General features: G+C 34.4%; 24 protein-coding genes and 2 pseudogenes. 19 read left to right on the forward strand and 7 right to left on the reverse strand.

Translation table 11 applies throughout. From position 1 onward, the window contains the following. The first annotated feature begins 1 nt into the window (after position 1). From F7732_RS03055 to F7732_RS03095, 10 genes are all read left to right on the forward strand, one after another. Positions 2-1,219: an SEC-C metal-binding domain-containing protein gene (locus tag F7732_RS03055; protein WP_151572184.1), complete on the forward strand. Its 1,218-nt coding sequence runs from the start codon at positions 2-4 to the stop codon at positions 1,217-1,219. A 73-nt stretch (positions 1,220-1,292) separates the two neighbouring features. Continuing rightward, positions 1,293-2,294: a LytTR family transcriptional regulator DNA-binding domain-containing protein gene (locus F7732_RS03060; RefSeq protein WP_151572185.1), complete on the forward strand. Its 1,002-nt coding sequence runs from the start codon at positions 1,293-1,295 to the stop codon at positions 2,292-2,294. A 210-nt stretch (positions 2,295-2,504) separates the two neighbouring features. Then, on the forward strand, positions 2,505-3,359 hold the full coding sequence (locus F7732_RS03065) for an ABC transporter ATP-binding protein (RefSeq protein ID WP_151572186.1): 855 nt from the start codon (positions 2,505-2,507) through the stop codon (positions 3,357-3,359). Continuing rightward, a complete protein-coding gene (locus F7732_RS03070; RefSeq protein WP_240056506.1) occupies positions 3,356-4,102 on the forward strand; it encodes an ABC transporter permease in 747 nt (248 codons plus the stop codon). Before F7732_RS03065 ends, F7732_RS03070 begins: the two co-directional genes overlap by 4 nt. An 89-nt stretch (positions 4,103-4,191) precedes the next feature. Beyond that, on the forward strand, positions 4,192-4,395 hold the full coding sequence (locus tag F7732_RS03075) for a DUF6440 family protein (protein ID WP_151572187.1): 204 nt from the start codon (positions 4,192-4,194) through the stop codon (positions 4,393-4,395). A 215-nt stretch (positions 4,396-4,610) separates the two neighbouring features. After that, the gene (locus F7732_RS23195) at positions 4,611-4,733 is read left to right on the forward strand and encodes a hypothetical protein (protein ID WP_275670906.1); all 123 of its coding nucleotides are present in this window, start codon (positions 4,611-4,613) and stop codon (positions 4,731-4,733) included. A gap of 109 nt (positions 4,734-4,842) precedes the next feature. After that, positions 4,843-5,079 (forward strand): hypothetical protein, encoded by a 237-nt coding sequence (locus tag F7732_RS03080; RefSeq protein ID WP_151572188.1) that lies wholly within the window; start codon positions 4,843-4,845, stop codon positions 5,077-5,079. 90 nt (positions 5,080-5,169) lie between these two features. Then, positions 5,170-5,619, forward strand: coding sequence for a GNAT family N-acetyltransferase (locus tag F7732_RS03085; RefSeq protein ID WP_151572189.1), 450 nt, complete (start codon positions 5,170-5,172; stop codon positions 5,617-5,619). Between the two features lie 325 nt (positions 5,620-5,944). Further along, a complete protein-coding gene (locus F7732_RS03090; protein WP_151572190.1) occupies positions 5,945-6,451 on the forward strand; it encodes an NUDIX domain-containing protein in 507 nt (168 codons plus the stop codon). Positions 6,452-6,630: 179 nt separating this feature from the next. Beyond that, positions 6,631-7,494, forward strand: coding sequence for a hypothetical protein (locus F7732_RS03095; RefSeq protein WP_151572191.1), 864 nt, complete (start codon positions 6,631-6,633; stop codon positions 7,492-7,494). Between the two features lie 93 nt (positions 7,495-7,587). On the opposite strand, the pseudogene F7732_RS22785 reads toward F7732_RS03095, so the two are convergent. The 5 genes and pseudogenes from F7732_RS22785 to F7732_RS03115 form a co-directional block, all read right to left on the reverse strand. Then, positions 7,588-7,834: pseudogene (locus F7732_RS22785) on the reverse strand (transposase); the annotation flags it as partial. Positions 7,835-8,114: 280 nt separating this feature from the next. Further along, on the reverse strand, positions 8,115-9,179 hold the full coding sequence (locus F7732_RS22930; RefSeq protein ID WP_240056533.1) for a glycosyltransferase WbsX family protein: 1,065 nt from the start codon (positions 9,177-9,179) through the stop codon (positions 8,115-8,117). A gap of 123 nt (positions 9,180-9,302) precedes the next feature. Further along, a pseudogene (locus F7732_RS22935) lies at positions 9,303-9,722 on the reverse strand (LamG-like jellyroll fold domain-containing protein); the annotation flags it as partial. A gap of 99 nt (positions 9,723-9,821) precedes the next feature. Further along, positions 9,822-10,202: a hypothetical protein gene (locus F7732_RS03110; protein WP_151572193.1), complete on the reverse strand. Its 381-nt coding sequence runs from the start codon at positions 10,200-10,202 to the stop codon at positions 9,822-9,824. Between the two features lie 109 nt (positions 10,203-10,311). Beyond that, entirely contained in the window at positions 10,312-11,307 is a 996-nt protein-coding gene (locus tag F7732_RS03115; protein WP_161598827.1) for a CgeB family protein, read from the reverse strand. A 144-nt stretch (positions 11,308-11,451) separates the two neighbouring features. Between F7732_RS03115 and F7732_RS03120 the strand changes: the two genes are divergently transcribed. The 5 genes from F7732_RS03120 to rfbD all read left to right on the forward strand — a co-directional run bounded on the left by F7732_RS03120 (position 11,452) and on the right by rfbD (position 16,385). Beyond that, on the forward strand, positions 11,452-12,759 hold the full coding sequence (locus F7732_RS03120; protein ID WP_161598828.1) for a glycosyltransferase family 2 protein: 1,308 nt from the start codon (positions 11,452-11,454) through the stop codon (positions 12,757-12,759). Between the two features lie 357 nt (positions 12,760-13,116). Continuing rightward, positions 13,117-13,995 (forward strand): glucose-1-phosphate thymidylyltransferase RfbA, encoded by an 879-nt coding sequence (rfbA, locus tag F7732_RS03125; RefSeq protein WP_151572196.1) that lies wholly within the window; start codon positions 13,117-13,119, stop codon positions 13,993-13,995. Between the two features lie 4 nt (positions 13,996-13,999). After that, positions 14,000-14,563 (forward strand): dTDP-4-dehydrorhamnose 3,5-epimerase, encoded by a 564-nt coding sequence (rfbC, locus tag F7732_RS03130; protein WP_151572197.1) that lies wholly within the window; start codon positions 14,000-14,002, stop codon positions 14,561-14,563. Then, complete coding sequence (rfbB, locus tag F7732_RS03135) at positions 14,560-15,549, forward strand: dTDP-glucose 4,6-dehydratase (RefSeq protein ID WP_151572198.1); 990 nt, start codon at positions 14,560-14,562, stop codon at positions 15,547-15,549. The genes rfbC and rfbB overlap by 4 nt, the downstream gene beginning before the upstream one ends. Then, positions 15,546-16,385 carry a dTDP-4-dehydrorhamnose reductase gene (gene rfbD, locus F7732_RS03140; protein ID WP_151572199.1) on the forward strand — a complete coding sequence of 280 codons (840 nt, stop codon included), beginning with the start codon at positions 15,546-15,548 and terminating at the stop codon, positions 16,383-16,385. Before rfbB ends, rfbD begins: the two co-directional genes overlap by 4 nt. Positions 16,386-16,778: 393 nt before the next feature. Here rfbD and F7732_RS03145 read toward each other — a convergent pair whose 3' ends face one another. Beyond that, positions 16,779-17,234, reverse strand: coding sequence for an SRPBCC family protein (locus F7732_RS03145; protein ID WP_151572200.1), 456 nt, complete (start codon positions 17,232-17,234; stop codon positions 16,779-16,781). Positions 17,235-17,265: 31 nt separating this feature from the next. Further along, positions 17,266-17,751, reverse strand: a complete 486-nt coding sequence (locus F7732_RS03150; RefSeq protein ID WP_151572201.1) for a hypothetical protein — start codon at positions 17,749-17,751, stop codon at positions 17,266-17,268. A gap of 362 nt (positions 17,752-18,113) precedes the next feature. Here F7732_RS03150 and F7732_RS03155 point away from each other — a divergent pair, with 362 nt between their 5' ends. The 4 genes from F7732_RS03155 to F7732_RS03170 all read left to right on the forward strand — a co-directional run bounded on the left by F7732_RS03155 (position 18,114) and on the right by F7732_RS03170 (position 21,290). Beyond that, entirely contained in the window at positions 18,114-18,527 is a 414-nt protein-coding gene (locus F7732_RS03155) for a DUF4275 family protein (RefSeq protein ID WP_151572202.1), read from the forward strand. A gap of 150 nt (positions 18,528-18,677) precedes the next feature. Further along, a complete protein-coding gene (locus F7732_RS03160; protein ID WP_151572203.1) occupies positions 18,678-19,625 on the forward strand; it encodes a hypothetical protein in 948 nt (315 codons plus the stop codon). A gap of 506 nt (positions 19,626-20,131) precedes the next feature. Further along, positions 20,132-20,401, forward strand: a complete 270-nt coding sequence (locus F7732_RS03165; RefSeq protein WP_151572204.1) for a hypothetical protein — start codon at positions 20,132-20,134, stop codon at positions 20,399-20,401. A gap of 631 nt (positions 20,402-21,032) precedes the next feature. Beyond that, positions 21,033-21,290: a hypothetical protein gene (locus F7732_RS03170; RefSeq protein WP_151572205.1), complete on the forward strand. Its 258-nt coding sequence runs from the start codon at positions 21,033-21,035 to the stop codon at positions 21,288-21,290. Positions 21,291-21,370 lie beyond the last annotated feature (80 nt).

The following is a 21,370-nucleotide window of genomic DNA, read 5'->3' on the forward strand; positions in this document are numbered from 1 at the left end:
AATGAGTAATAAAATGAGCAGCAACCAAGAGAAACAACTTTTACAGGCACTCTCCAATATGAAAGAAACGGTTATATTGAAGGAAGAAAAGAGAGATAAAAAGCTTTATGCAACAGTAGAATACCCTATTAGTCTAAAAGAAACCTTGAGCAAGAAGACAAAAGCTGAATTAGATACCATTCGAAAATTTTATAAGCTGCAGGGACTCAGTGCATTAAAAAAAGCACAATTAATAGAAGTGCTAATTGAAAGCATCGTAAATCAAATGGAATCTTTTTTGGCACGTATTGATGCAGAGAGAATGCAGGTGATTAATAAAATTCTCGAAAATGGAGGGTCTTATGCATTTACTGATTTATCTCATCAAAAGATTAGCTATTTGCGTGAAAGTGGGATAGTAGCAACTGGGTCTATTAACGGAGAAAGAGTCCTTTATATTCCAGCAGATCTAGTAGAGCAACTAAAGGCGCTTTGTGAAAGCACAGAGATAAAACAAGCAGTCAAACGAAACACTGAGTTATTAAAAATCACAAAAGGAATACTTTATTATTACGGTGCAGTCTCTTACGATGAGTTACTATCGATGTTTGAAAAACTGCTGAAAAAGCCAGTAAATCTGCTCATGTATTTAGAGATTTTAATTGATCGCAGAGTATATGACTCAGAAATTATTTTTAAAGACGGTTATGTTCAGCATGAAGAACTGGAAGATTTAGATAAACTCAAAAATGAACATAATATGCGACCGCATATTGCCTTTTATCCCTTTACAAAGGAAGAGCTGCTTAAAGCAAGTGAACCTGGCTACATTGATCAGACCGCCAGCTATCAGCAGCTGGTGCAATACATGCTGACTCACTATCCCTTGAAAAAGTCCGAAGCAGAAGACATTGCAGGAGAAATTGTATTTCTCATAAAGATTGGCAAGCAATTTGGTGAAATTCTGATTTATATACAGGAATACATAGATTTTCAGGATGTTGATGAGGTAAATGACTTTATGTTTCCTGTTATGGCATTAGTCAATCATACAAAACAATGGTACCTGAAAGGCTACGCACCAAAAGAAATCCGCAAACCAAATACAAAGCCAACAGCCGGGTTAGCAACACCTGCCAGCAGCAACATTATTGAGATGAAAACAAGGCAAAAAGTTGGCAGAAACGAACCATGCCCATGCGGCAGCGAGAAGAAGTATAAGAAGTGCTGCGGAAAATAATTTGTGCATACTTGTGAAAAATAAACTGAGTTGTTATTTCATATAAAATTACAAAAAAGAAAGTGTGCATTTGATGAATCTACTCTCATTAGAAAACGTCATGAAACAAGAAGATCATCGTATCATTTTAAAAAATATCAACTTAGCACTTAGAAGGAACGATCAAATCGGAATAAAAATGTCCAGTGAAGAAAGTGTCATGCTTTTTAATTTGATTTCCGGAACTGTTCCGCCGACAAGTGGTCAAATACAAATCGAGACGGACAAAGTTTTATCACAACATAAAGATGATGGCTTATATGATACGTTAACCGTACAAAGTTACTTGAACTTCTTTAAGCAAATTGCAAACTTCGCTTACGATTTGGAAGATTACATACCTGCCTTTTCTCTTTTGGATGTTTGGCGAACAAAAATTAAAAAGCTGACAGAGGATCAGCGAAAAAGGGTCAGTTTATTTCGCATGTTTTTGTACACTCCGGATGTGATTTTAATCGAAAATCCTTTACATAATCAAACAGCTGAAGGAATCGAGCTATATTTAAAGGCATTAGAAATGTTTCGGTCAAAAGAGATTGCTACGTTATTTACATCCAACTCCATCGAGGAATTATTGTTATTAAGCAGTGAGGTTTATCGATATCATACATCGACAGGACTCGAAAAAACGGATCTTGCTCTTGATGAGGATGATGCCTCTCATGAGAAGCAAGAGGATGAAAATATCTTTAAACCGACGAATGTGTTTAAAGTGAGCTGTAAAATGGCTGATAAAACGATTTTCTTTAGTCCGGATGAAATTGATTACATTGAAAGTATTAATAGTGTCAGTAATATACGGATAGATGAAGAGTATTTTCCAACTGATTTAACAATGAATGTCTTAGAAGAAAAATTAAGTAAATTTGGTTTTTTCAGATGTCATCGTTCCTATATAGTGAACTTGCAGCGTGTGTCAGAATTAATTAGTTATTCGAAAAATAGCTATACATTAATTTTGAAAGGAAACCCTCACGTGAAATTGCCGCTTTCACGGAATCGTTTAGAGGAAATGAAACAATATATTGATTTTTAAGGTACAACTGAGGGTGAAATGGGTACATTTCAGCCTTTTTTTGATGCATTTGGGCTTTTTTTGGTACGATTCAGCGGACTTTTACGACTTTTTCATTGCATTTACCTAAACTAAAGTCAGAGGGGCGGCTTAAAAGAACATGACCAATTGAGGGATGTTTACTTAGGAGGCCAGGCTAAATATCTTTTATAATAAGGGAGAGAAACGCAATTGAATAAGTCGACAGTGATTTACGTTGAGCACTTATCGAAAACGTTCAAAGATCAATCTGCTTTAAAAGATCTTCATTTTTCGGTAAAATCAGGAGAGATTTTTGGTTTTCTAGGACCATCTGGATCTGGTAAAACTACAACTATCAAAATATTAACAGGTCAATTAACACAAACTTTAGGTACAGCGTCCGTTTTAGGAAAGCCGGTAGAACAGATAAATGAAACGATTTATGAACAAGTAGGCATTGTGACAGATAATAGCGGATTATATGAAAGGATGTCCGTATACAATAACCTAAAGCTGTTCGCAAAGTTATTAGATGTGGACCTAGAACGCATTGACTTCCTTTTAAAACGGGTTGGTTTGCTGCAGGATAAACACAAAATTGCGAGTAAATTATCGAAGGGCATGGCTCAGCGGTTAATTCTTGCAAGAGCTTTATTGCATCAGCCGAAGGTGCTGTTTTTAGATGAACCAACAAGTGGTCTAGATCCCAGTACAGCCGAAGCCATTCATGAACTCTTGTTAGAATTGAAAGAAAGTGGGACAGCGATCTTCCTGACCACACATAATATGGACGAAGCAACAAAGCTTTGCGATCATGTTGCTCTTCTGAATGATGGCATTATAGTCGAATATGGATCCCCCAAGGCATTATGCCTAAAATATAATCGCAACAAAAGCTATAGAGTCTTGCTAAAGGATCAACGAGAGCTGACATTACCCCATTCAGACGAAACAGGGCAAAAAATTGGCCAGTGGATGGCAAATGACGAGCTTATGACCATTCATTCATGTGAGCCGACATTAGAAAAAGTATTTTTAGAATTAACCGGGAGGGAATTAGTGTGAGCGTTTCGGCGAGAAAAGTAAAAGCGATTATTGGGATGAAGTTTCAAACATTAATCAACAACCTCGGTGTCATTTTAGGACCTGTTTTTGCAATAGGGTTCGCAATCGTCATGAAAAATATCATGCCGGATTTAAATGTAAATGAAGAGGGATTGAGTTTCTCCACCAGTGCCTTTGTGCTAAGTTTTGGGGTTGTTTTTAACATCGCCATTGCCGGTATTTCAATGAGCAGCAGTCCATTAGCGGAAGAAAAGGAAAAGAACACATTACGAGTTCTGATGACATCGTCGGTTAACGGGTTAGAATATCTAATTGGAACATTAATTCCGCCACTTGTGATTCTAGTTTTAGCGAATTTGATCATAATTCCTGTTAGCGGTATTTCTTTTACAGAACTCCCTTTTGCCAGTTATTTTATCATTACAACAGTGGCCAGCTTTATCAGCTTGTTAATTGGCTATATTGTTGGCATATTTTCCAAGAACCAAGCACAAACCTCTTTAATCAGTTTACCGATCACACTAATCTTAACGTCAGTACCAGTGCTAAAAGTTCTGCAGCAAGACCTTGCCGAAGTTTTAAACTACACGTATACAGGTGTATTAACAAACTATGTCAACAGCTTGTTTTCAGAAGGTGGATACCAATGGAATACAACTGACATAGGTGTACTCTTCGGCTGGCTGATTGTTTCTCTAGGCATCTTTATTTACGCTTACAAGAAAAATGGATTAGATCGCTAGCGGTGAGGAAAATAAACAGGGGACCTTTTAAATAACATAACGAATGAAACTAAAACGCTATTTAAAAATTAAATTAGGAGTGTGGAAGCATGTTTCGAGACAAAAACAAAGAAGAAAAACGATTTGATGAAAAACTAGTCCAAAATTATCAGCTCGGACTAATCTACATTTTAGTGGATCGTAAAACAGGTGTTAATTATTTGCATGTTTGGAATAATCAAGGAAGCGGATTAACACCTTTATTGGATGAAAACGGAAAAGTTATTGTGGATCCGATTGACGGGTCGGAATAATAAAGTGACAAAAACCCTTTCAGATGTGGAAGGGTTTTTGTTTTGGAAATGAACTTGAATATTTGCATCTATGTTATACTTTGAGAAAAATAACAATTTTCTGAAAAGAGTAATGAGATCGATTTTATGTTTAAAATTCATCTCTTTATTTCACTTAGGATGATTTGTTAACCGTATGAATTATTGTTGAGACGTTTTCCAAGGGATTAAGAAGTTTGAAATTGTATGGTGATTATACTAAAGGTGATTGGCTAAATGCACTTGGTGCAGCTGAAGCTGAGACTGATGAAAAGATCAGAGACGTTGCGCTTTACTTAACTGCAAACTGCGATAAGTGATAGCACTGATCACAGCATGGCAAAAGGAGCAATGAAGTAATTGGATAAAGGATGGTTTTAAATTTAAGTTATTCTTACATTAAATTGATCGATATAATGAGGTGTCAAAATGGAGGTTCGATGGAAAACGGAAGAGTTTATCTTTGATAGTCTAAGAGAAGCTGAAGTTAGGGCGGATTCAATTGCCAATGAAATCTATGGAAGACTATTTGATGGATACATAACCCCGGATTGCAAGATTGCCTTTGCACTCTCTTTTTTGCTGGCATCAATTCCTGAATTTAAAGTGCAGTCACAGTATGATGGCCAGGTTTATAAAGTTTGGGTTGCTTTAGTAGCGGATTAGCTTATAACACTCACAAGCTGTATTTGAATATAAAGTCTTACAAGTTCAAATTATCAGTTGGTGCAAAACTTTAAAATTTCAGGAGGGAAAATGTCAACATTCAAAATACACCCGATAGAGAACCTTTCCGGTGTAGATATAGATCCGTTGCTTGAAGAAAGCAAAGAAGAAGGGTTTCATTTCTTAGAAAGATTAAAGCTTGACTATATACAAGGGACTAATACATTTAATAAACCTGGTGAATGCTTATATGGTGTCTTTAACGAGAAAGAGGAGCTAATAGCAATCGGTGGGCTGAATATAAATCCCATCACAAATGATAAAACAATAGGGAGGGTAAGAAGATTTTATGTTTCCAGAGAATATCGCAAAAAAGGTATTGGCAGCCTTGTGTTGAAGGAAATAATCACTGCTGCTAAAATTTATTTCAAAATCCTTGTTCTTTACACAGATACAACACAGGCAGGTGCATTTTATCTTAAATTTGGTTTTATAAGTGAAAACAAATATCCTAACTCAACACATTTTTTAAAGCTGTAAAATTTTTTTGTAGACCATAGATTCCAAGCGGCAGAGGTAATCCCGCCCACATTTAAATTTAAGAGGTGAAGTATGATCAATCTAGGATATTATCTCGGGCAGTACATTATTGTGAACCCAACTAGTAATGATGTATTAATGTTAAAGATTCTACGCATGAGAAAATAATAAATGGGTGAGATGTAAGGATTTAAACGAAAAACGAATTAAAAGCGAATTTTGACTCATTTATCTACAAGGATGACATTATATGATTTGTATTATAACGAAATTGTGCTTGTTATACGAACGTGGCGGATTTGTTATATTAGTAGAATAAAATTAAATGTGTTTTTGTGTTGTTTCTATAAATAATTCTTATTCTTATAAAAAGGGAGTTTATAATTTAAATAGTCTTAAAAATAATGGCTTTCAATTTCTCGATTTTATTATTACTAAAGAAACAATGATAAATGAATATCAACCTTTAGCTGGATCTTTTGCAGTTTTGAAGTGTGATGGAAAGTACCTACTTTGCTATAACAACTGGCGTAGACAATGGGAACTACCAGCTGGAGCAAGAAAAAGTAACGAAACACCGAAGGAATGTGCCATTAGAGAATTTAATGAAGAAACTGGACAATATGTAACTAATTTAGAATTCAAAGGTTTATTAAAGGTGAAAAATACTTCGAATGGAAACATAAAGTATAATCCAGTTTACTATACTACAATTGAGAGTCTGCAACCATTTAAGATGAACGAAGAAACATCAGAAATAAAGCTATGGGATCTTAATGAAGAAATCGGTTATATTGATTCGGTAGATGTAAAAGTTTTTGACTATCTTTAAGATCGGCTTGAAAGAACTAAAAATTAGTTATGTATCATTCGATGTAAACAAACGGCTAATAATTGACCAGCTGTCATTGCGGCAGCTTCTTCTATTTCTCTAACGGGGGAGATTTGTTGAAAAAAATAGACATGGTTAATGCTTAGATTATTATTTTTAGTATTATGGAGACTAAATATATGAATGAGAAACTAAAACAATTATTCGAAGAGGATCAGCATGACCTTCGTACACTGCCACACGATAAAACAGTACGTGATAGAGAAAGGAGAAATGAAGTTAAAGTTATTCTTGATAGTGGTGGTGCTACTATTGCAATCGATTTTATACATGCTGCTATAATCTTTCAACATGGTGAAGGATTAGAAGATTGGTGGCAAGCATACAAATTAAGCGTAAAGGCAGTAGATTTAGGTTTTCAACCAAAATGGGTAGCTGCTGTTGCATTAGATAGGTGGTTGTTACATCAGGGTAAACCTCTTAAATATGGTAATCAAGTAATCCCTTTTGGAGGAGTTTATCGAATCCCTCAAATAGATCCAAAGACAACAGATGAAGAAAGACGTAAATGGGATATTCCCTCAATATTAGAATTATATTCTTTTCATAATCTTCGTGGATTTATCAGTAATAATACTATCGGTACACTTAAAAACCAAAATTTAAAAGTAAATGTAATAAAGTTAGAAAGACATCCTGCACATAGCCCCTCCCTTGATGCTATTTCTAGTGATAAAATTATGGATAATCAAATAGTTTATGAAAACTCCTTTGGATGGAAATGGATAGAAAATAGCAATGGCTCTTTTTATTTAGGTTGGTTATTAATTCCTGATGTTCCAGAACTAGCGCATGCAGTTGCTGATGAAGGAATACTTACTCTGGAAAATGTCATATTGAATGAGCAATCATGTATTTTAGTAAAATACAGCCAAAGCAAAACCCTTTATGTTAGAAGTACTGAAGGTATATGGGCTATAACAGGGTTGGATTATAAAAATATAATTGAAAAAGCCTTAACTATATTAGCAAGTTCTTATTAAATTAATAGGGGACTATGTTCAAAATATCAATTGTCAAATAAGGTGGATTTTCTAATGTAAGAAAAGGATCAGGTTAGTTCAATGAGTAGCTAAATTTACATTGATATTTTTGCCATCAATAAAAATTGCTTCTTGATCAATCAAATTCTCGTGAACTAGCTGGCATCGGAATTGGAAAAAGCAATGGGGGGTTAATTCTTTCATTTCGAGGTGGACATGAAACCGCTTGATCGTGCGGTAGCTTGGCTCATATCCTTGTGCAAGCCACATCATGCGGGTTGATAGGATGGACAGATGGACAGCCTGTCTGGCGGCTGAAGGAATGGAATGCTTCTTGAGGGCATGTTAAATTCTGTAAACATATGACCTTCTTTCTGATTGAATCTGTTGTGGTGACGTTATTTTATCAGAAGTGGTCCTTATTTCTATCAAAAAATAAAAAACCGGTGAAGTTTTACTCTTCGTAAAATTTCACCGGCTTTTTTTTCTTTGTTCAGCAGCTATCTAGGGAGTGAGCAGTATAAAACAACATTCTGCAATTACGCAACAATTGATGCAATATATTGGTGAATCCATTCAGGTTATTAGTTATAAATAAAAATATATTGAAATAAACCATTTTAGAGTTTATAATTTTTCGTTTGGATCAGTGCATCTTTAACAGCCTCTAAATAGTTGAATCCATATTTCATATCAGGTTCCAGATAAGCTCCTTCAGCCCATTCATTCCATGCATTTATGAATAAAAACTCACTATTATGAACTTCTCTAGCACGAATAAGCTGCTTTGATAAGTAGTCTTTCCATTTTTCCGGACTAGCACCCTCATAGACGGTAGAGTTCTGACCTAATCGTGCTGTATTATCCCAGTCGACAAATGCTCCTGGGATCGTGTTTGGCAATATGGGATTACGATCTAAAATATTCGACCAAACTTCATCGTAATCAAGTACGTGTTTTGATTTGTGCTCAAAGCTTTCCATAACTCGCCATGCATTGTCAGCTTCTCCAAGTGCCATTGTATAATGTGGCTCAAATTCTACAGCGGCTTGGAAATTTTTAAACAATTTTTTCTTTGGAAATCCATTTAAGGTTTCTATGAAATACATCCCATTCCATCCGCTTTTTTTAGCTAAATCATCCCAATAGTCCAGCATTTTATCGCAATCTGGAATTATTTGTGGACGATAAATGAGAAATATAGGTTTTCCATCTACTTTAATATACCGATCATCAGAAAATACTTGTTTTAAATATTCAAAATGCTCCTGCCAATCATTTTCATCTCCATAATCTTGAGGCATTAGGACCTCGTTTTCACTTCCATCCCATTTTCTTGTCCAAGGTTCATTAGCCCAAGAAAGACAAAAAGGGAAATCTGGTTCACTCAGCTTTAGAACCTCTTGCAAAGGTGTTTCAAGTAATAATTTCCCCTTAAACCAATAATGATAATAGCAAAACCCATAGATTCCAAAGCTTTTGGCAAGCTCTGCCTGCCAGTTTCTAACCGAAGAATCAGTTAGATCATAATAATTTTGCTCAAATGGTATTCTAGGCTGGTAATGCTCGTGAAAGAGAGGCTCTGCCTTTTTTGTATTCGTCCACTCTGTAAAGCCCTTCCCCCACCACATATTATTTTCAGGTATTTCATGAAATTGCGGCAAATAAAATGCAATTAATTTCACCTTTGTTTGCTTATCCAGCTTGACCACCTGAGTATTATCCTTGTTTTCATCATTTGAACCTTTCCATCGAAAGATAATTTCTCTCATATTTTCATAATTATTTTCTGGACTGTCCTTCCAAAGGCTCAAATCTTTTAAATATCCTTTATAATATCCATATTTATCCATACCGCCGATAATTCCAGAAGGATACAATTCCGCTTTAATACTCGTTTTACCTTTTTTTATAAAAATGCCATTGATGTATAAATATGGTGTTTTATTTTTTAGAACAATCATAATATGTGTCCAAGTTTTTATTGACATTTTATAAACGAGAATGGCTGGAAAGTGGTTCGAACCATGCTCAAAGACAATGATTCCATTGGTACCTAATGAAATACCAATTCCAGCATTCTGTTCACCGCCATGCCCAGGAAATATGATGAATTTCTGCCCTTGTAGATCAGTTACTCCGGTAATTGATTGTTTAACAATTTGTATAGTATCAGCAGGTCTTGCCCAAAACTCATAGGTAAATGAATTTTTGGTTGTAAACCACATTTGTTTAACCAATAAATTTCTTCTTCCATTAAAGAACGCAGCATTATCCTCTTCATTGGAATGTAAGTCATTCCTTTTACTATAGCTGCTGTCAAACACTTAAAATTCACTTCCTATCAAACTATCTGAATGCTCTTCGGAAATAACAAAGCCACTTAAACTTTGGCAATCAACGATAAAAGTTTTCCATACGGTTGTCATTGGGGTTGTACCCGACATATCTTCAAATCGAAAGAAGATACAGCAGGAATCTTTATCAAGTTTATCAAAGAAAAAAACAGTCGGCATTCCAGTTCCATCAAGTGATATTGGTTCATTAGCTCCCTTATCTTTAAGCAAGATACCATACTTTCTTGATCCTTTATCCTGTGACAGATTTTTTAAGTGCACACACACACAGCCTTCACATTTTTCTGTGCATGTATTATGGCTGTTGTTATCACATTCCTTAATCCTCTTGTTTCTCTTTGCAGCTAACATTTCTGTCCTCTCCTTTTTCTACCCAATACAATATTCTATTCTTATTGGCGAGCCAAGGATCTTAAAATATATGGTTACTACCAAAAATGAGGCCAGTGTCCATGCTAGACTAATCAAAGATAATGGAGAAAATTCTTTCTAAACGGTGTGAGAATGTATGGACATTAAGCACTTTATTTCTTGCATTAACTGCGATTTCTTGACGTAAATTTTCTTTTAGTAAATAAAAATCCAGCATATTTAAAAGATCAGTTTCTGAATGAAAACTAGAAATTTCAGTACCTAAGTCAAAATGGGTTGCTAAATCGTTTGTATGCTGGACAAGCTGGAAAGAGGACAGCGCTGCGATATCAAATGTACGATTATTAACACTGTCATTTTGAATCCCAGCAAGATTTTGATTGGAAGGATGTAAGTTTGATCGAATTGTATTCAAACAAATTTTTGCACTTTGATAAATGATTCCTGCCCTTTTAGGCGGAACCCATTTGTCAATAATGATTAATTGCTTTTGTTTTTGCTGATGTATTAATGATTTTCGCCAAAGGTTTCCAGCAACCAGTACTCGAATTTCAGTTTCCTTTAAAATTAGGTTTACATATTTTATTCTTTCTTCATAAGGGTAGCCAATTAGACAGACATCTACCTTCTTTTCATGAGGTTGTGGAATATATATATCTGGATTTGTACCAAGGGGTAAGTAGTCAACATGCTGATAGCCTAATGTTTTGTAATATCCTGCTGATGCTCTGTTTATCGTAAATATATATTTGAAAAAGGTTAGAATGTTGATAGATCTATTTGTATAGAATGGATCTTCTGTCAGCCATAAGGCAGATGGAATGCTTTGTGATGCAATCCATTTCCTTTTTTCCTCATCCAATAAGTCACCAAGTACTGTAAGTATTAGATCTGGTTTAAATAATATATAAGCTTCTTTCACTTCCTCTAAAGGCTGGGTTGGCTGAATACTTATGGTCTCAGTATCTTGCCGCTCCTTTAGGGCGGATAGTATCGATGATTCTATGTATTTGTAAATTGCAGGATATCCAGATGCAATAAATAAGACCTTAATTATAATCTCTCCTTTCTGCTCATTATCCAACTTCATCATATTTCTATAAGGAAGTACAATTGCTTCACTTTAAGATCTGTAATTTAAAAATAAACAATGTTAAGGCAGTCACCCATACCTAAGAGATGGAGAATGCATATCGATATAAAAAATGAGCGATAAAGGAGGCAAATGGTGTATCCGAAGGTTTCTATTATAATGACAAGCTATAACAAGCCGCTAACTGTTGGGCTTACGATAGAAAGTATTATTGCTCAAACCTTATCTGACTGGGAGCTTTTCGTAATGGATGATAACTCCGATCAACTTACTGTGGATATAATTAAAGGTTATTTAGGAGATAAGCGAATTCGGTATTTTAATAGTATGGTTGCTGATGAAGAAAGATATAAAAAGACTAGATATGCTGTATTAATTAATCAAGCTATTCGCCAATGTACCGGTAAGTACATTATTTATGTCACCGATGATGTTATCTATAAAGAAGAAAAACTGAAAACAATGGTTGAAATATTAGAAAACGACCCAAAGATCTGTATTGCTTATAATTCTCAGTTGAAATTAACAATGGATGAAAAAATGAACATCTTATCTGAACTTATCTTACCTGCTGATGATGTATTGCGTGATGCAGCTCACCGTGTCGACCATTGTTCAGTTATGCACACTAAAGAACTGGCAGACCGAGTTAATAATCGCTACCATTCTTATTGGCCAGAACAACCGATTTATTGGTACAACGCAGATTCAGCATTTTGGAAAAGGTTAAATGAATGGGAACCCTTTTATCCAATCCATTCTATTCTGGAAGTCAGTTATGAAACTGTTTCGTCCTTTCAGCAACTAAAGGCTTATCTACCCGATAAGTTACCAAATGGGCTACTTGTTAAAGCGTTAAAAGATGATATTTATTTGATCGAAAACCAGAAAAGAAGATGGATTGCTCCTAAAGAATTTAATCAATTGAAATACAGAAAAGATTTAGTTATTTCAATTCCAAGTCCTTTCCTATACCAATATCAGGAGGGTCCACCAATTGATCATAAAATTTATTCTATAGGGAACATACCAAACGAGCGTTTAGTTCAAGAAAAAGAAACATCTGCGATTTATTATCTGGAAAAAAATAAAAAAAGATATATTCCTAATCAAAAAGCTTTCCAGAAATTTCGTTTTAACATGAAGGACATAGTTCCAATAGACAAAGCAGTTCTTGATAAAATCGCCTTAGGTATACCTCTTTCTGGGGTATTTGAATTAGGCAGTAAACTACCTGAAGGGATTATATTTAGTTATCGAAAAAGCTTATATTGGAGTATAAATGGAAGCCTTCACCCTATAAACAGAAAAGTTTTACAAAGACTCAATAAACATAAGCAAAAACCTGTTCAGCTGAAATATGATGAATTTACAAGATTAAAGATAGGTCCTGCAATAGTATGGGAATTTATAGGGGAAAATGGCAAGAGAAACAGTATTTAAAAATTCTAGCTAAAACAATAAATACAAGATTTTTTTATGATTCAGCAACGTTAGTAGATTCTTAATTTTAATTAGCTCAGTATCAGCCAATTAGCATTCTCAGTTTGCATGAAAAAGTCGTTTGAATTCAAATGGAATATGCCAACTATATTTCTTTCATTAAGATTATTCCGAAATTTCTTATAATAATACTAAAAAACTAAATAAATCCCTTTAAGATTATAACTGTTTCTTTCTTAATGATTAGTCATCTGTGTCTTAAATTGAATAACATTTATAGATCTATGCACATAAAATAAAGCACAATCCGCAATGCCTGCTCATATGATGAACTTTAGAAAAGGGGGGAGATGGCTAATGAAAGGAATATTGCTTGCAGGTGGAAGCGGCACACGTTTATATCCACTGACAAAGGCAATTTCAAAACATATGCTTCCTATCTATAATAAGCCGATGATTTTCTATCCTCTATCTGTTCTGATGCTTGCTGGAATTAAGGATATACTGATTATTTCTACCCCTGCTGATACACAGAGATTCAAACAGTTGCTTGGTAATGGAGAAGAGATTGGCATCTCTCTTACCTATGCCATTCAGCAGAAACCAGAAGGAATTGCACAAGCATTTATCATTGGTGAAAAATTCATTGCTGGAGAACCCGTGGCATTAATTCTGGGTGACAATATATTTTATGGGGAGCGTTTATCGAGTTTGTTGAGGCAGGCTGCCTTCAAGGAAAAAGGAGCAACAGTGTTTGCCTGTTATGTTGGAAATCCGCAAGAGTTTGGTGTCATTGAGTGGGATAAGGAAGGAAAAGCCATAACAATTGAAGAAAAGCCCATCAATCCAAAAAGCAGCTATGCAGTGACAGGATTGTATTTTTATGATAATAGAGTTATTGATTTTGCAAATAAGATCAACCCTTCTAAAAGAGGAGAATTAGAAATAACCGATATAAACAACTTATATCTCCAGTCAGGTGACCTTTATGTGGAGCTGTTAAACGAAGATGTAGCTTGGCTAGATACAGGGACACATAATACACTGCTGGAGGCTTCTAATATCATTGAGAGCCTAGAAAAAAGCAAAAAACAAAAAATTGCCTGCATAGAGGAAATTGCCTATAAGCTGGGTTTTATTGATAGAAACCAATTATTATACTTAGCAAAACAAGTGAAAAGCAATGAATATGGCACGTATTTAATGAACCTTTTGGAAGAAAGAAAGGAGGAGTAAGCGAATGAAGGTGATAAAAGGGAGACTGCCTGGATTATTGCTGATCGAGCCCAAAGTATATGAAGATACAAGGGGATTCTTTCTGGAAAGTTATAATGAAGATACTTTTAAAAAGGCCGGAATCGAGGAGAAGTTTATTCAGGATAATCACTCCTTGTCTTTACAAGCTGGGGTAATCCGCGGCTTGCATTATCAACTTGCCGGCAATGCACAGACAAAATTAGTTCGTGTTATTACAGGAGCAATCTATGATGTTGTTGTTGACTTGAGAAAAGGTTCACCTACTTTCGGTGAATGGGAAAGCTTTATTTTAAGTGAAGATAATAAGCGACAGCTATACGTGCCAAAAGGTTTTGCTCATGGTTTTTGTACGATAACAGCAAATGTCCATATAATCTATAAAGTAGACAATTGGTACTCAAAGCAAAATGAAAGAGGACTTGCTTGGAATGATAATAAATTATCAATTTCTTGGCCGACGTGTAATCCGATCCTTTCAGACAAGGACAAGAACCATCCTGAACTAGAATATGCAGAAAATGACTTCCAATGGGAGGAAGCATTATGAACGTACTTGTGACTGGCGGTGCGGGTTTTATTGGCAGTAACTTTATCCACTATATGCTCGCTAAATACCCTTTGATGAATATAGTTAATTTGGACGTGCTGACATACGCGGGAAATCCCCAAAACCTATCCACCTTAGAAGGTAACTCCCGACATAAATTTGTTCATGGCAGTATTACAAATAGTGAACTTGTTTCTCATGTAATGGATAGTTATCAGATTGATGCCATTGTTAATTTTGCAGCAGAATCTCATGTTGACAGGAGCATTGTCAACCCAAAGGCTTTCTTTGAAACTAATGTACAAGGAACATTGGCTTTGCTGGAAGCAGCAAAGGAAAAGCAGGTTCGGAGGTTTATCCAGGTTTCAACTGATGAGGTATACGGAAGCCTTGGAGATGAAGGCTATTTTACTGAAGAAAGCAAAATTACTCCTAATAGTCCTTATGCAGCAAGCAAAGCTTCAAGTGATTTACTGGTAAGTTCGTATTATAAAGTATTTGGATTAGATGTCAGTATTACAAGATGCTCCAATAATTATGGACCATACCAGTATCCGGAAAAACTTGTACCTTTGTTGATTACAAATGGTATTGACGAAAAGAATTTGCCTATTTACGGAAACGGCAAAAATACTCGAGATTGGATACATGTTAAAGATCATTGTGCTGCTATTGACCTTGTTCTGCAAAAAGGTGGAAAGGGAGAAACTTATAATATAGGGAGTAGAACGGAGAAAACAAACAATGAAATAGTTTATTATATTATGAAAAAACTTAACTTGCCAGACAATCAGTTAATATATGTAGCAGACCGCCCTGGTCACGACTATCGTTATGCTGTTGATCCTCAAAAACTGGAAAAAGAGCTTGGCTGGCGACCAGAGTATTCATTTGAGGAAGGCATGAAAGAAACAATCGAGTGGTATTTAACAAATGAGTCATGGTGGAGGCCCTTATTGGATAATAGTCATAGGGAATTAAGATGAGAATAGTAGTGACAGGTGCGGGAGGTCAGGTAGGGGTAGAGCTTACTTTGCTCCTTAACCAAAACAGCCAATATCAGGTCTTTCCCTTAACAAAAAAGGAATTTGATATAACTAATGAGGAAATTGTGTGCAAAAAAATTGCAGAAATTAATCCTGATTGGGTAGTTCATTGTGCTGCGTATACAAATGTGGATGCTGCAGAAGATGTTGGCAAAGAACTCTGCTGGAATGTTAATAAAAATGGTGCTGCGATTATTGGAAAGGCAGCGGCTCTTTCCAATTCAAAACTGATTTATATCAGCACCGACTATGTCTTTGATGGCAGAAAGCATACTGCTTATCAGGAAACTGATGAAACAAATCCGCTAAACGAATACGGTGGTGCTAAACTTGCAGGAGAAAAAGAAATATTTCGCACCTGTTTGGATAGCTATATAGTCCGTACTTCCTGGGTTTTTGGAAAGTATGGAAAGAACTTTGTTTATACAATGCTGAAACTTGCTGAAACTTCCAAAGAATTAAAGATTGTTGATGATCAGTACGGCAGGCCAACCTATGCCAAGGATCTGGCTGCTTTCATTAACTATATAATAATGAACAATCCCCCTACAGGCATATATCATTTTTCAAATGAAAATACTGCGACATGGTATGAATTTGCCAGAGGAATATTGAAAGATCATAATGTGAAAGTCCTGCCAATAAGGTCTAATGATTATAAACAAAAGGCATTACGGCCAAAATATAATGTCCTTTCACTGGAAAAAGCCAAATCTCATTTTCAAATCCCAACATGGGAAACTGCGTTAGATCACTTTATGAAGAATTTGAAATAACTTTTTACTTTCCATAGATTTATTTCAACTCACAATAACTATAGACTCATATTTCTTCTAATTTGATGAAATCTTTCTTTCAGATCAATTAGGAATAGCCCTTCCGTTTGCATACAATCATTTAACTTTTTAAGATCTCAAAAGGCATGTTTGTAAATATGTCGTTTTTGTCATGCTCTATTCAAAGTTCTAAATATAGCAGCTTTGTATGTCCAAGGGCTATTTTCTCTTTCTTAAAATGTTAGATGTTGCACAACAATAATTTACTATAATCTACAGATCAAATGCTTAGTGTGTGCCAATTATAGATAGGTGAATAAGATGCAATAAAATGAATAATATAAGCCAATACGCAAGTAGTGAAAAACAGCTGATTCTGAAACATAAAAAACGTTATTCGATATTCTCAGCAATTTTTTTCAATGCCTTTGCACGAGAAATAATAAATTCCCTCATATATTTCTCCAAAAATACCTTGTCGGCTACAACGCCAATTAGACCGAATGGTGATTTATACTGAAATTTATCAATCATTATGGTTCCGCCAGCTTCATTAATAAATTGATGAGTATGAACAAATGAATGGAACGCTCCAGTCACCATAACATCTACAAATGTATGTGGTTTTTCCATTTCTGTCACTTTGGCTGTCAACCTTTGTTTCATCCCAAAATGGAAGGCTTCCCAGGTAACCATATCACCTTGCTCTAATAATCCTTCTGTCACTCCGCTAACAGCTCTTTCCCTAGTTTTAGAAGTCGTTTGAGTATGAATATCTACGTTTCTAGCAAGGTCGAAACATATATCAACTGGTGCTTTAATAAATTGTTGATGCTCAATTATGGGCATTTTATTTTCTCCTTTTAAAAGCACTTACTAATTAAAAACCTTCAATATTAAAGTTCATTCTGCCGTCACGGTAAATCCGAAATGGGTCATCTCCGTCAATCAATAATTTCCCATTATAAATTGATGCTGTTTCATTCCATTCAAATTCCTCGCCATTAAGCTCTGTTTGAAGTTTTATATGATGCCAGAAAGAATGCCCATCTTCATATTCAACTTCACCAATTTGGAATTTTGTTAATTTATAACCTTTTTCTTGGGAGATATCTATTTTCTCTAAATAGAACTCTTTTGCTTCTTCAGCAGATAATGGGACTTCTTCATCTAATTTATAATCATCCGTTTTTACATCATATTGGAACAAGTGTAGTTGTTCGAAAGCCGCCTCAAAATTTTCATCTATCATTGACTGATAATAATCCTTGATTAAACCTTCTGCTTTTCTTTCTTCAATGGAATTACACCCTGTAAGCATAAGAATTAATGATAAAATGAGCATAAAAGGAATTAATTTGCTCATATGTTATCACTCTCCTAGATTCTGCGGTTTGTCCTTTCACTTTAGCATAAAAATTAGGTGAAGGTACTTTAATTCTTGACGTTACATTGTATTTGAAGAATGAATACATCAAGAGAAATTTCACTGAAATTAAATAAAATATCATAGTTCCTAAAGATTATGCCCAAGCTGCATCTATGTAATCTGGCATAATAAATGGATATTGTTCATAGGGGGCGTTATCCACAAAGGAATTGCTGTCTTTTGGTAGAACATATTGGACTATCGAGCCAGCAAAATAAAGAAGACAGGAGTTTGTATTCTTCTTAAAGGGGATACCTGGTTGCCTGTAAAGTAAAGTAAGGAAATGGAGGTGCTAACTTTTGGATTTAGCCACTAATCTTCGTAAAAAAGGAATTATTGTAACGGAAAATGAACGCTTAGGCAATGATTATAGAAATAAATGGATCAAATCATTCTTTGAATCAATAAATGAAAAAAGATTATATCGTCACCATTTTTTATGGGAGCTGTTTCATAGTAATAGAATGAATTACCTTGAGGGTAAAAAGGCAAACAAAACTTTTGATATAGTGAACAAACAATACTGTTATATATTCTTTCAAGAATCCAATGATGTTTTAAAAGTAGAATTTGCTTCAGAAATGAAAGCAAATGATTTGTTACATCAATATGGTGAATATAGAGACGTGTACGTAGTTGATAAAGGGTTTAATTGGACATACCTTATTCCGCACGAAAAAGGGATATATGGGCCGTATTTTTATCGGAAATAACTTTATAGGAACAAGTGTGTTGATACACATAGGATTAGTGCATTTATTATGAAGTGGTCTAACAAAACAGGGGTCAGGTGCGTGCAAGTAGGGTTAAGATGAGAAAGATTAGAACATGATATGACGGAAATTGATAAAGGAAGTGTTTCTATGCTTCAGATGAAGATAATTAAAAAATTTAAAACCTCTTATCAGATTAAATTTTCCAATGACTATCGTTTTTTATGCCATACAATGGGCAGTAAAACAATTATTTATAATACGAATTCTTGGGAAAAAATAAAGGAGCTTAGTAAACCTAATCACCCAGGGTTTATTCACTTTTCCGACAATGATGAATATTTGTATATAAAAAACACAAGCGGTACTTTATATTTGTATGAAACAGTTGGATTTGAATTAATTATGACCATAAAATCAAATGAAAAATATCAACTTGTTGAAGCAGACTTTGCTTTAACCAATACTTCACTCGTTATTCTAGATACATTGAATACAAAAGACGGAAACCAATTGGCATTAATCAACATGGAAAATGGTGACATTAGAGTCTTAACTCAATTTAAAGATTCAATTAATTATGCCTATTACAATCAATTCATCGAGGCTGAAAGAGCCTATTTATTTACTCTTGTATATGAAATTACCGATAAATTCAACGATGAATACATAGTTCGTAAAATTGTAAAAGTGAAAGAACCAATAAAAAATGAAGCGATAGAGGTAATAGAAAACTCTGAGATCTGGGATTGGAATTTTATCCTTTTTAACTCTATTCATAACTCATTTATTGTAGTTGAAAGATATGACATAATTATGCTTGATGCACAATTTAAGGAGATTATTAAGAAAGTTAAGTTGTCAGATAAAGTTTCTCCAGAATTAGGTGTTTTTCAGTATATTCACCTTTCAAATGATGGTCGATTTATTATCCTTACATATAGTAAAAGAGTTATAATCCTGCGCTACGAAGATTTAGAACCAATTGTTGTTGAAGAGATTCAATATGCTTGCTTTGGGGAATTCAGCAGCGATGACCGATTTATTCTGATAGGAACGTGGGATAATGGGTACATTCTTGAAAACACGCTGCGTTAGTTTTTTGAAGAGCTAAAGGTCGCTGTGGTTCTTAATGTGTAATGATTCCGCTTAGGGTGGATGTTATTTTAATTCAATCTGCTAAATTAGGCAGCTATTCCTGTCACAAATACAGTTTAAATGGAGAGTTAGGCCATCATTCCTAGATTTCTATTTGCGTTCCTTAAAAATATTATGTTCTCTCATCAGAAGGTTTTTCTGGACTCTTTCCGCTAAGACTTCCGGTCCTTTCAAGTGGAATTCACCGACGATCTGATCATTTTTTAAATAAAGACAAATAACGAAATATCCACTTAGATTTGATTGATTAAACAAAAAAAGAGAGGTGTCACCTCTCAATTGTAAGTTACTGTTTGAAAACAAATTGTTCTCTATACGAGAAGCTCAATTAGTAGAGGTAAAAGAGCTGCTATAAAATTATCACTATATACACTGTTAAAGCAGAACCTAATCCAGAATTAGAAAATTCGTATTTCACAACTGAAGATATTGTTTCAGACTTAGTAATGCCAGCTATTGATAAAAGAGTGATAAAAGAATATAAAGGCGATGATCTATTTGGCTGGGAATGGCAAAGAGTTGTCGGAATAAAGTACAATAACAATCATTCATATGACATTGATGTAAAAATTAATATTCCTTCAAAAGATAAAAACGATAAAGAAGATTTAGTTAAAGTAAGAGTATCTTCATCCTGTGACAGTGGAAAGATTAATAAGCAGATATGTAACCACGGTTTTAATATCGATATTATAGAATACAAACATTTATCTTGATAAATTATTACCTGTTTTCTCAAGGAAGGATACTGATATTAAAGTTCAAGAGCTGCCACTAAGGCAGCTTGTTTAATTTTACTAAAGAAAAATCAAGCGAAAACTGTCAACATTATTCTAGCATTTACTTTTGTTTATTATGGTAGGTTATTTTAATGAATATAGGTTTATTTACCACTATAATAAATGCATATTTAGGATAATAATTATTTTACGATAGACTTTAATTTTAGGGGACAAGGATAATAAGATGGGAATAATTATTTTTTCAATTTTTTTAATAATGGTAGGTGTATTTTGTATATGGATGGCGATTTTTAGCAAAAAAAAGGAATTGAAGGAGTTTGCATCAGATATACCAACAGATCTAAGTGATTTTTTCATACTGATAATTTATAAGCTATTTCCCCCTATAATAAGGAGGATCTTCTTATTCTTATCAGGAATAGGGATTATCGCTTTGGCTATTTTTATTTTATTCCCTTAAAGTCTTTTAAAACTATAAGGTATTTATGTTCGAGTTGCGGAACCAGTCAACTTTTCAAATCTATACAGTTAGATAGAAGACAATCAACAAAGTGCTTAATAAAATAGATATAATAAAGTTTAATTATAAAGGAGCTTAAAGAGCTTGCTAGAAGAATTTCTTGCCTCATTAATACCAAATGGAAGTACTTCCTTGGATACAAGAAAAATTGACAGAAATATTGAAATGTTAAAGAATTATTCTTGGTTTAAGGATATTTATGATGATGAAAGATACCATAGGTTATTCTTTGTAAATAGAAAGGTTAGGATGTATTTACAAAATACCTATCGTGTTAAGAAAATAATCAAAAATGAAGATTTCAAAATTAAATTTATAAAGTTTTTGAATGAACAATTATAACAAGTCATACTTACTCTTCTTTATGGAAAGAGTGCTAATACTCACGATCAGATGCCTATATAGTCGGCTTTCTGAAGTTA

The organism is Bacillus mesophilum (genome assembly GCF_008923265.1).
GTDB lineage: Bacteria > Bacillota > Bacilli > Bacillales > Cytobacillaceae > Cytobacillus > Cytobacillus mesophilum.

Coding starts and splice junctions, on each gene's coding strand:
- F7732_RS03055 (WP_151572184.1), top strand. CDS start 2: ATGAGTAATAAAATGAGCAGCAACCAAGAGAAACAACTTTTACAGGCA.
- F7732_RS03060 (WP_151572185.1), top strand. CDS start 1,293: ATGAATCTACTCTCATTAGAAAACGTCATGAAACAAGAAGATCATCGT.
- F7732_RS03075 (WP_151572187.1), top strand. CDS start 4,192: ATGTTTCGAGACAAAAACAAAGAAGAAAAACGATTTGATGAAAAACTA.
- F7732_RS03080 (WP_151572188.1), top strand. CDS start 4,843: ATGGAGGTTCGATGGAAAACGGAAGAGTTTATCTTTGATAGTCTAAGA.
- F7732_RS03085 (WP_151572189.1), top strand. CDS start 5,170: ATGTCAACATTCAAAATACACCCGATAGAGAACCTTTCCGGTGTAGAT.
- F7732_RS03090 (WP_151572190.1), top strand. CDS start 5,945: ATGTGTTTTTGTGTTGTTTCTATAAATAATTCTTATTCTTATAAAAAG.
- F7732_RS03095 (WP_151572191.1), top strand. CDS start 6,631: ATGAATGAGAAACTAAAACAATTATTCGAAGAGGATCAGCATGACCTT.
- F7732_RS03110 (WP_151572193.1), bottom strand. CDS start 10,202: ATGTTAGCTGCAAAGAGAAACAAGAGGATTAAGGAATGTGATAACAAC.
- rfbA (WP_151572196.1), top strand. CDS start 13,117: ATGAAAGGAATATTGCTTGCAGGTGGAAGCGGCACACGTTTATATCCA.
- rfbC (WP_151572197.1), top strand. CDS start 14,000: ATGAAGGTGATAAAAGGGAGACTGCCTGGATTATTGCTGATCGAGCCC.
- rfbB (WP_151572198.1), top strand. CDS start 14,560: ATGAACGTACTTGTGACTGGCGGTGCGGGTTTTATTGGCAGTAACTTT.
- rfbD (WP_151572199.1), top strand. CDS start 15,546: ATGAGAATAGTAGTGACAGGTGCGGGAGGTCAGGTAGGGGTAGAGCTT.
- F7732_RS03145 (WP_151572200.1), bottom strand. CDS start 17,234: ATGCCCATAATTGAGCATCAACAATTTATTAAAGCACCAGTTGATATA.
- F7732_RS03150 (WP_151572201.1), bottom strand. CDS start 17,751: ATGAGCAAATTAATTCCTTTTATGCTCATTTTATCATTAATTCTTATG.
- F7732_RS03160 (WP_151572203.1), top strand. CDS start 18,678: ATGCTTCAGATGAAGATAATTAAAAAATTTAAAACCTCTTATCAGATT.
- F7732_RS03165 (WP_151572204.1), top strand. CDS start 20,132: ATGCCAGCTATTGATAAAAGAGTGATAAAAGAATATAAAGGCGATGAT.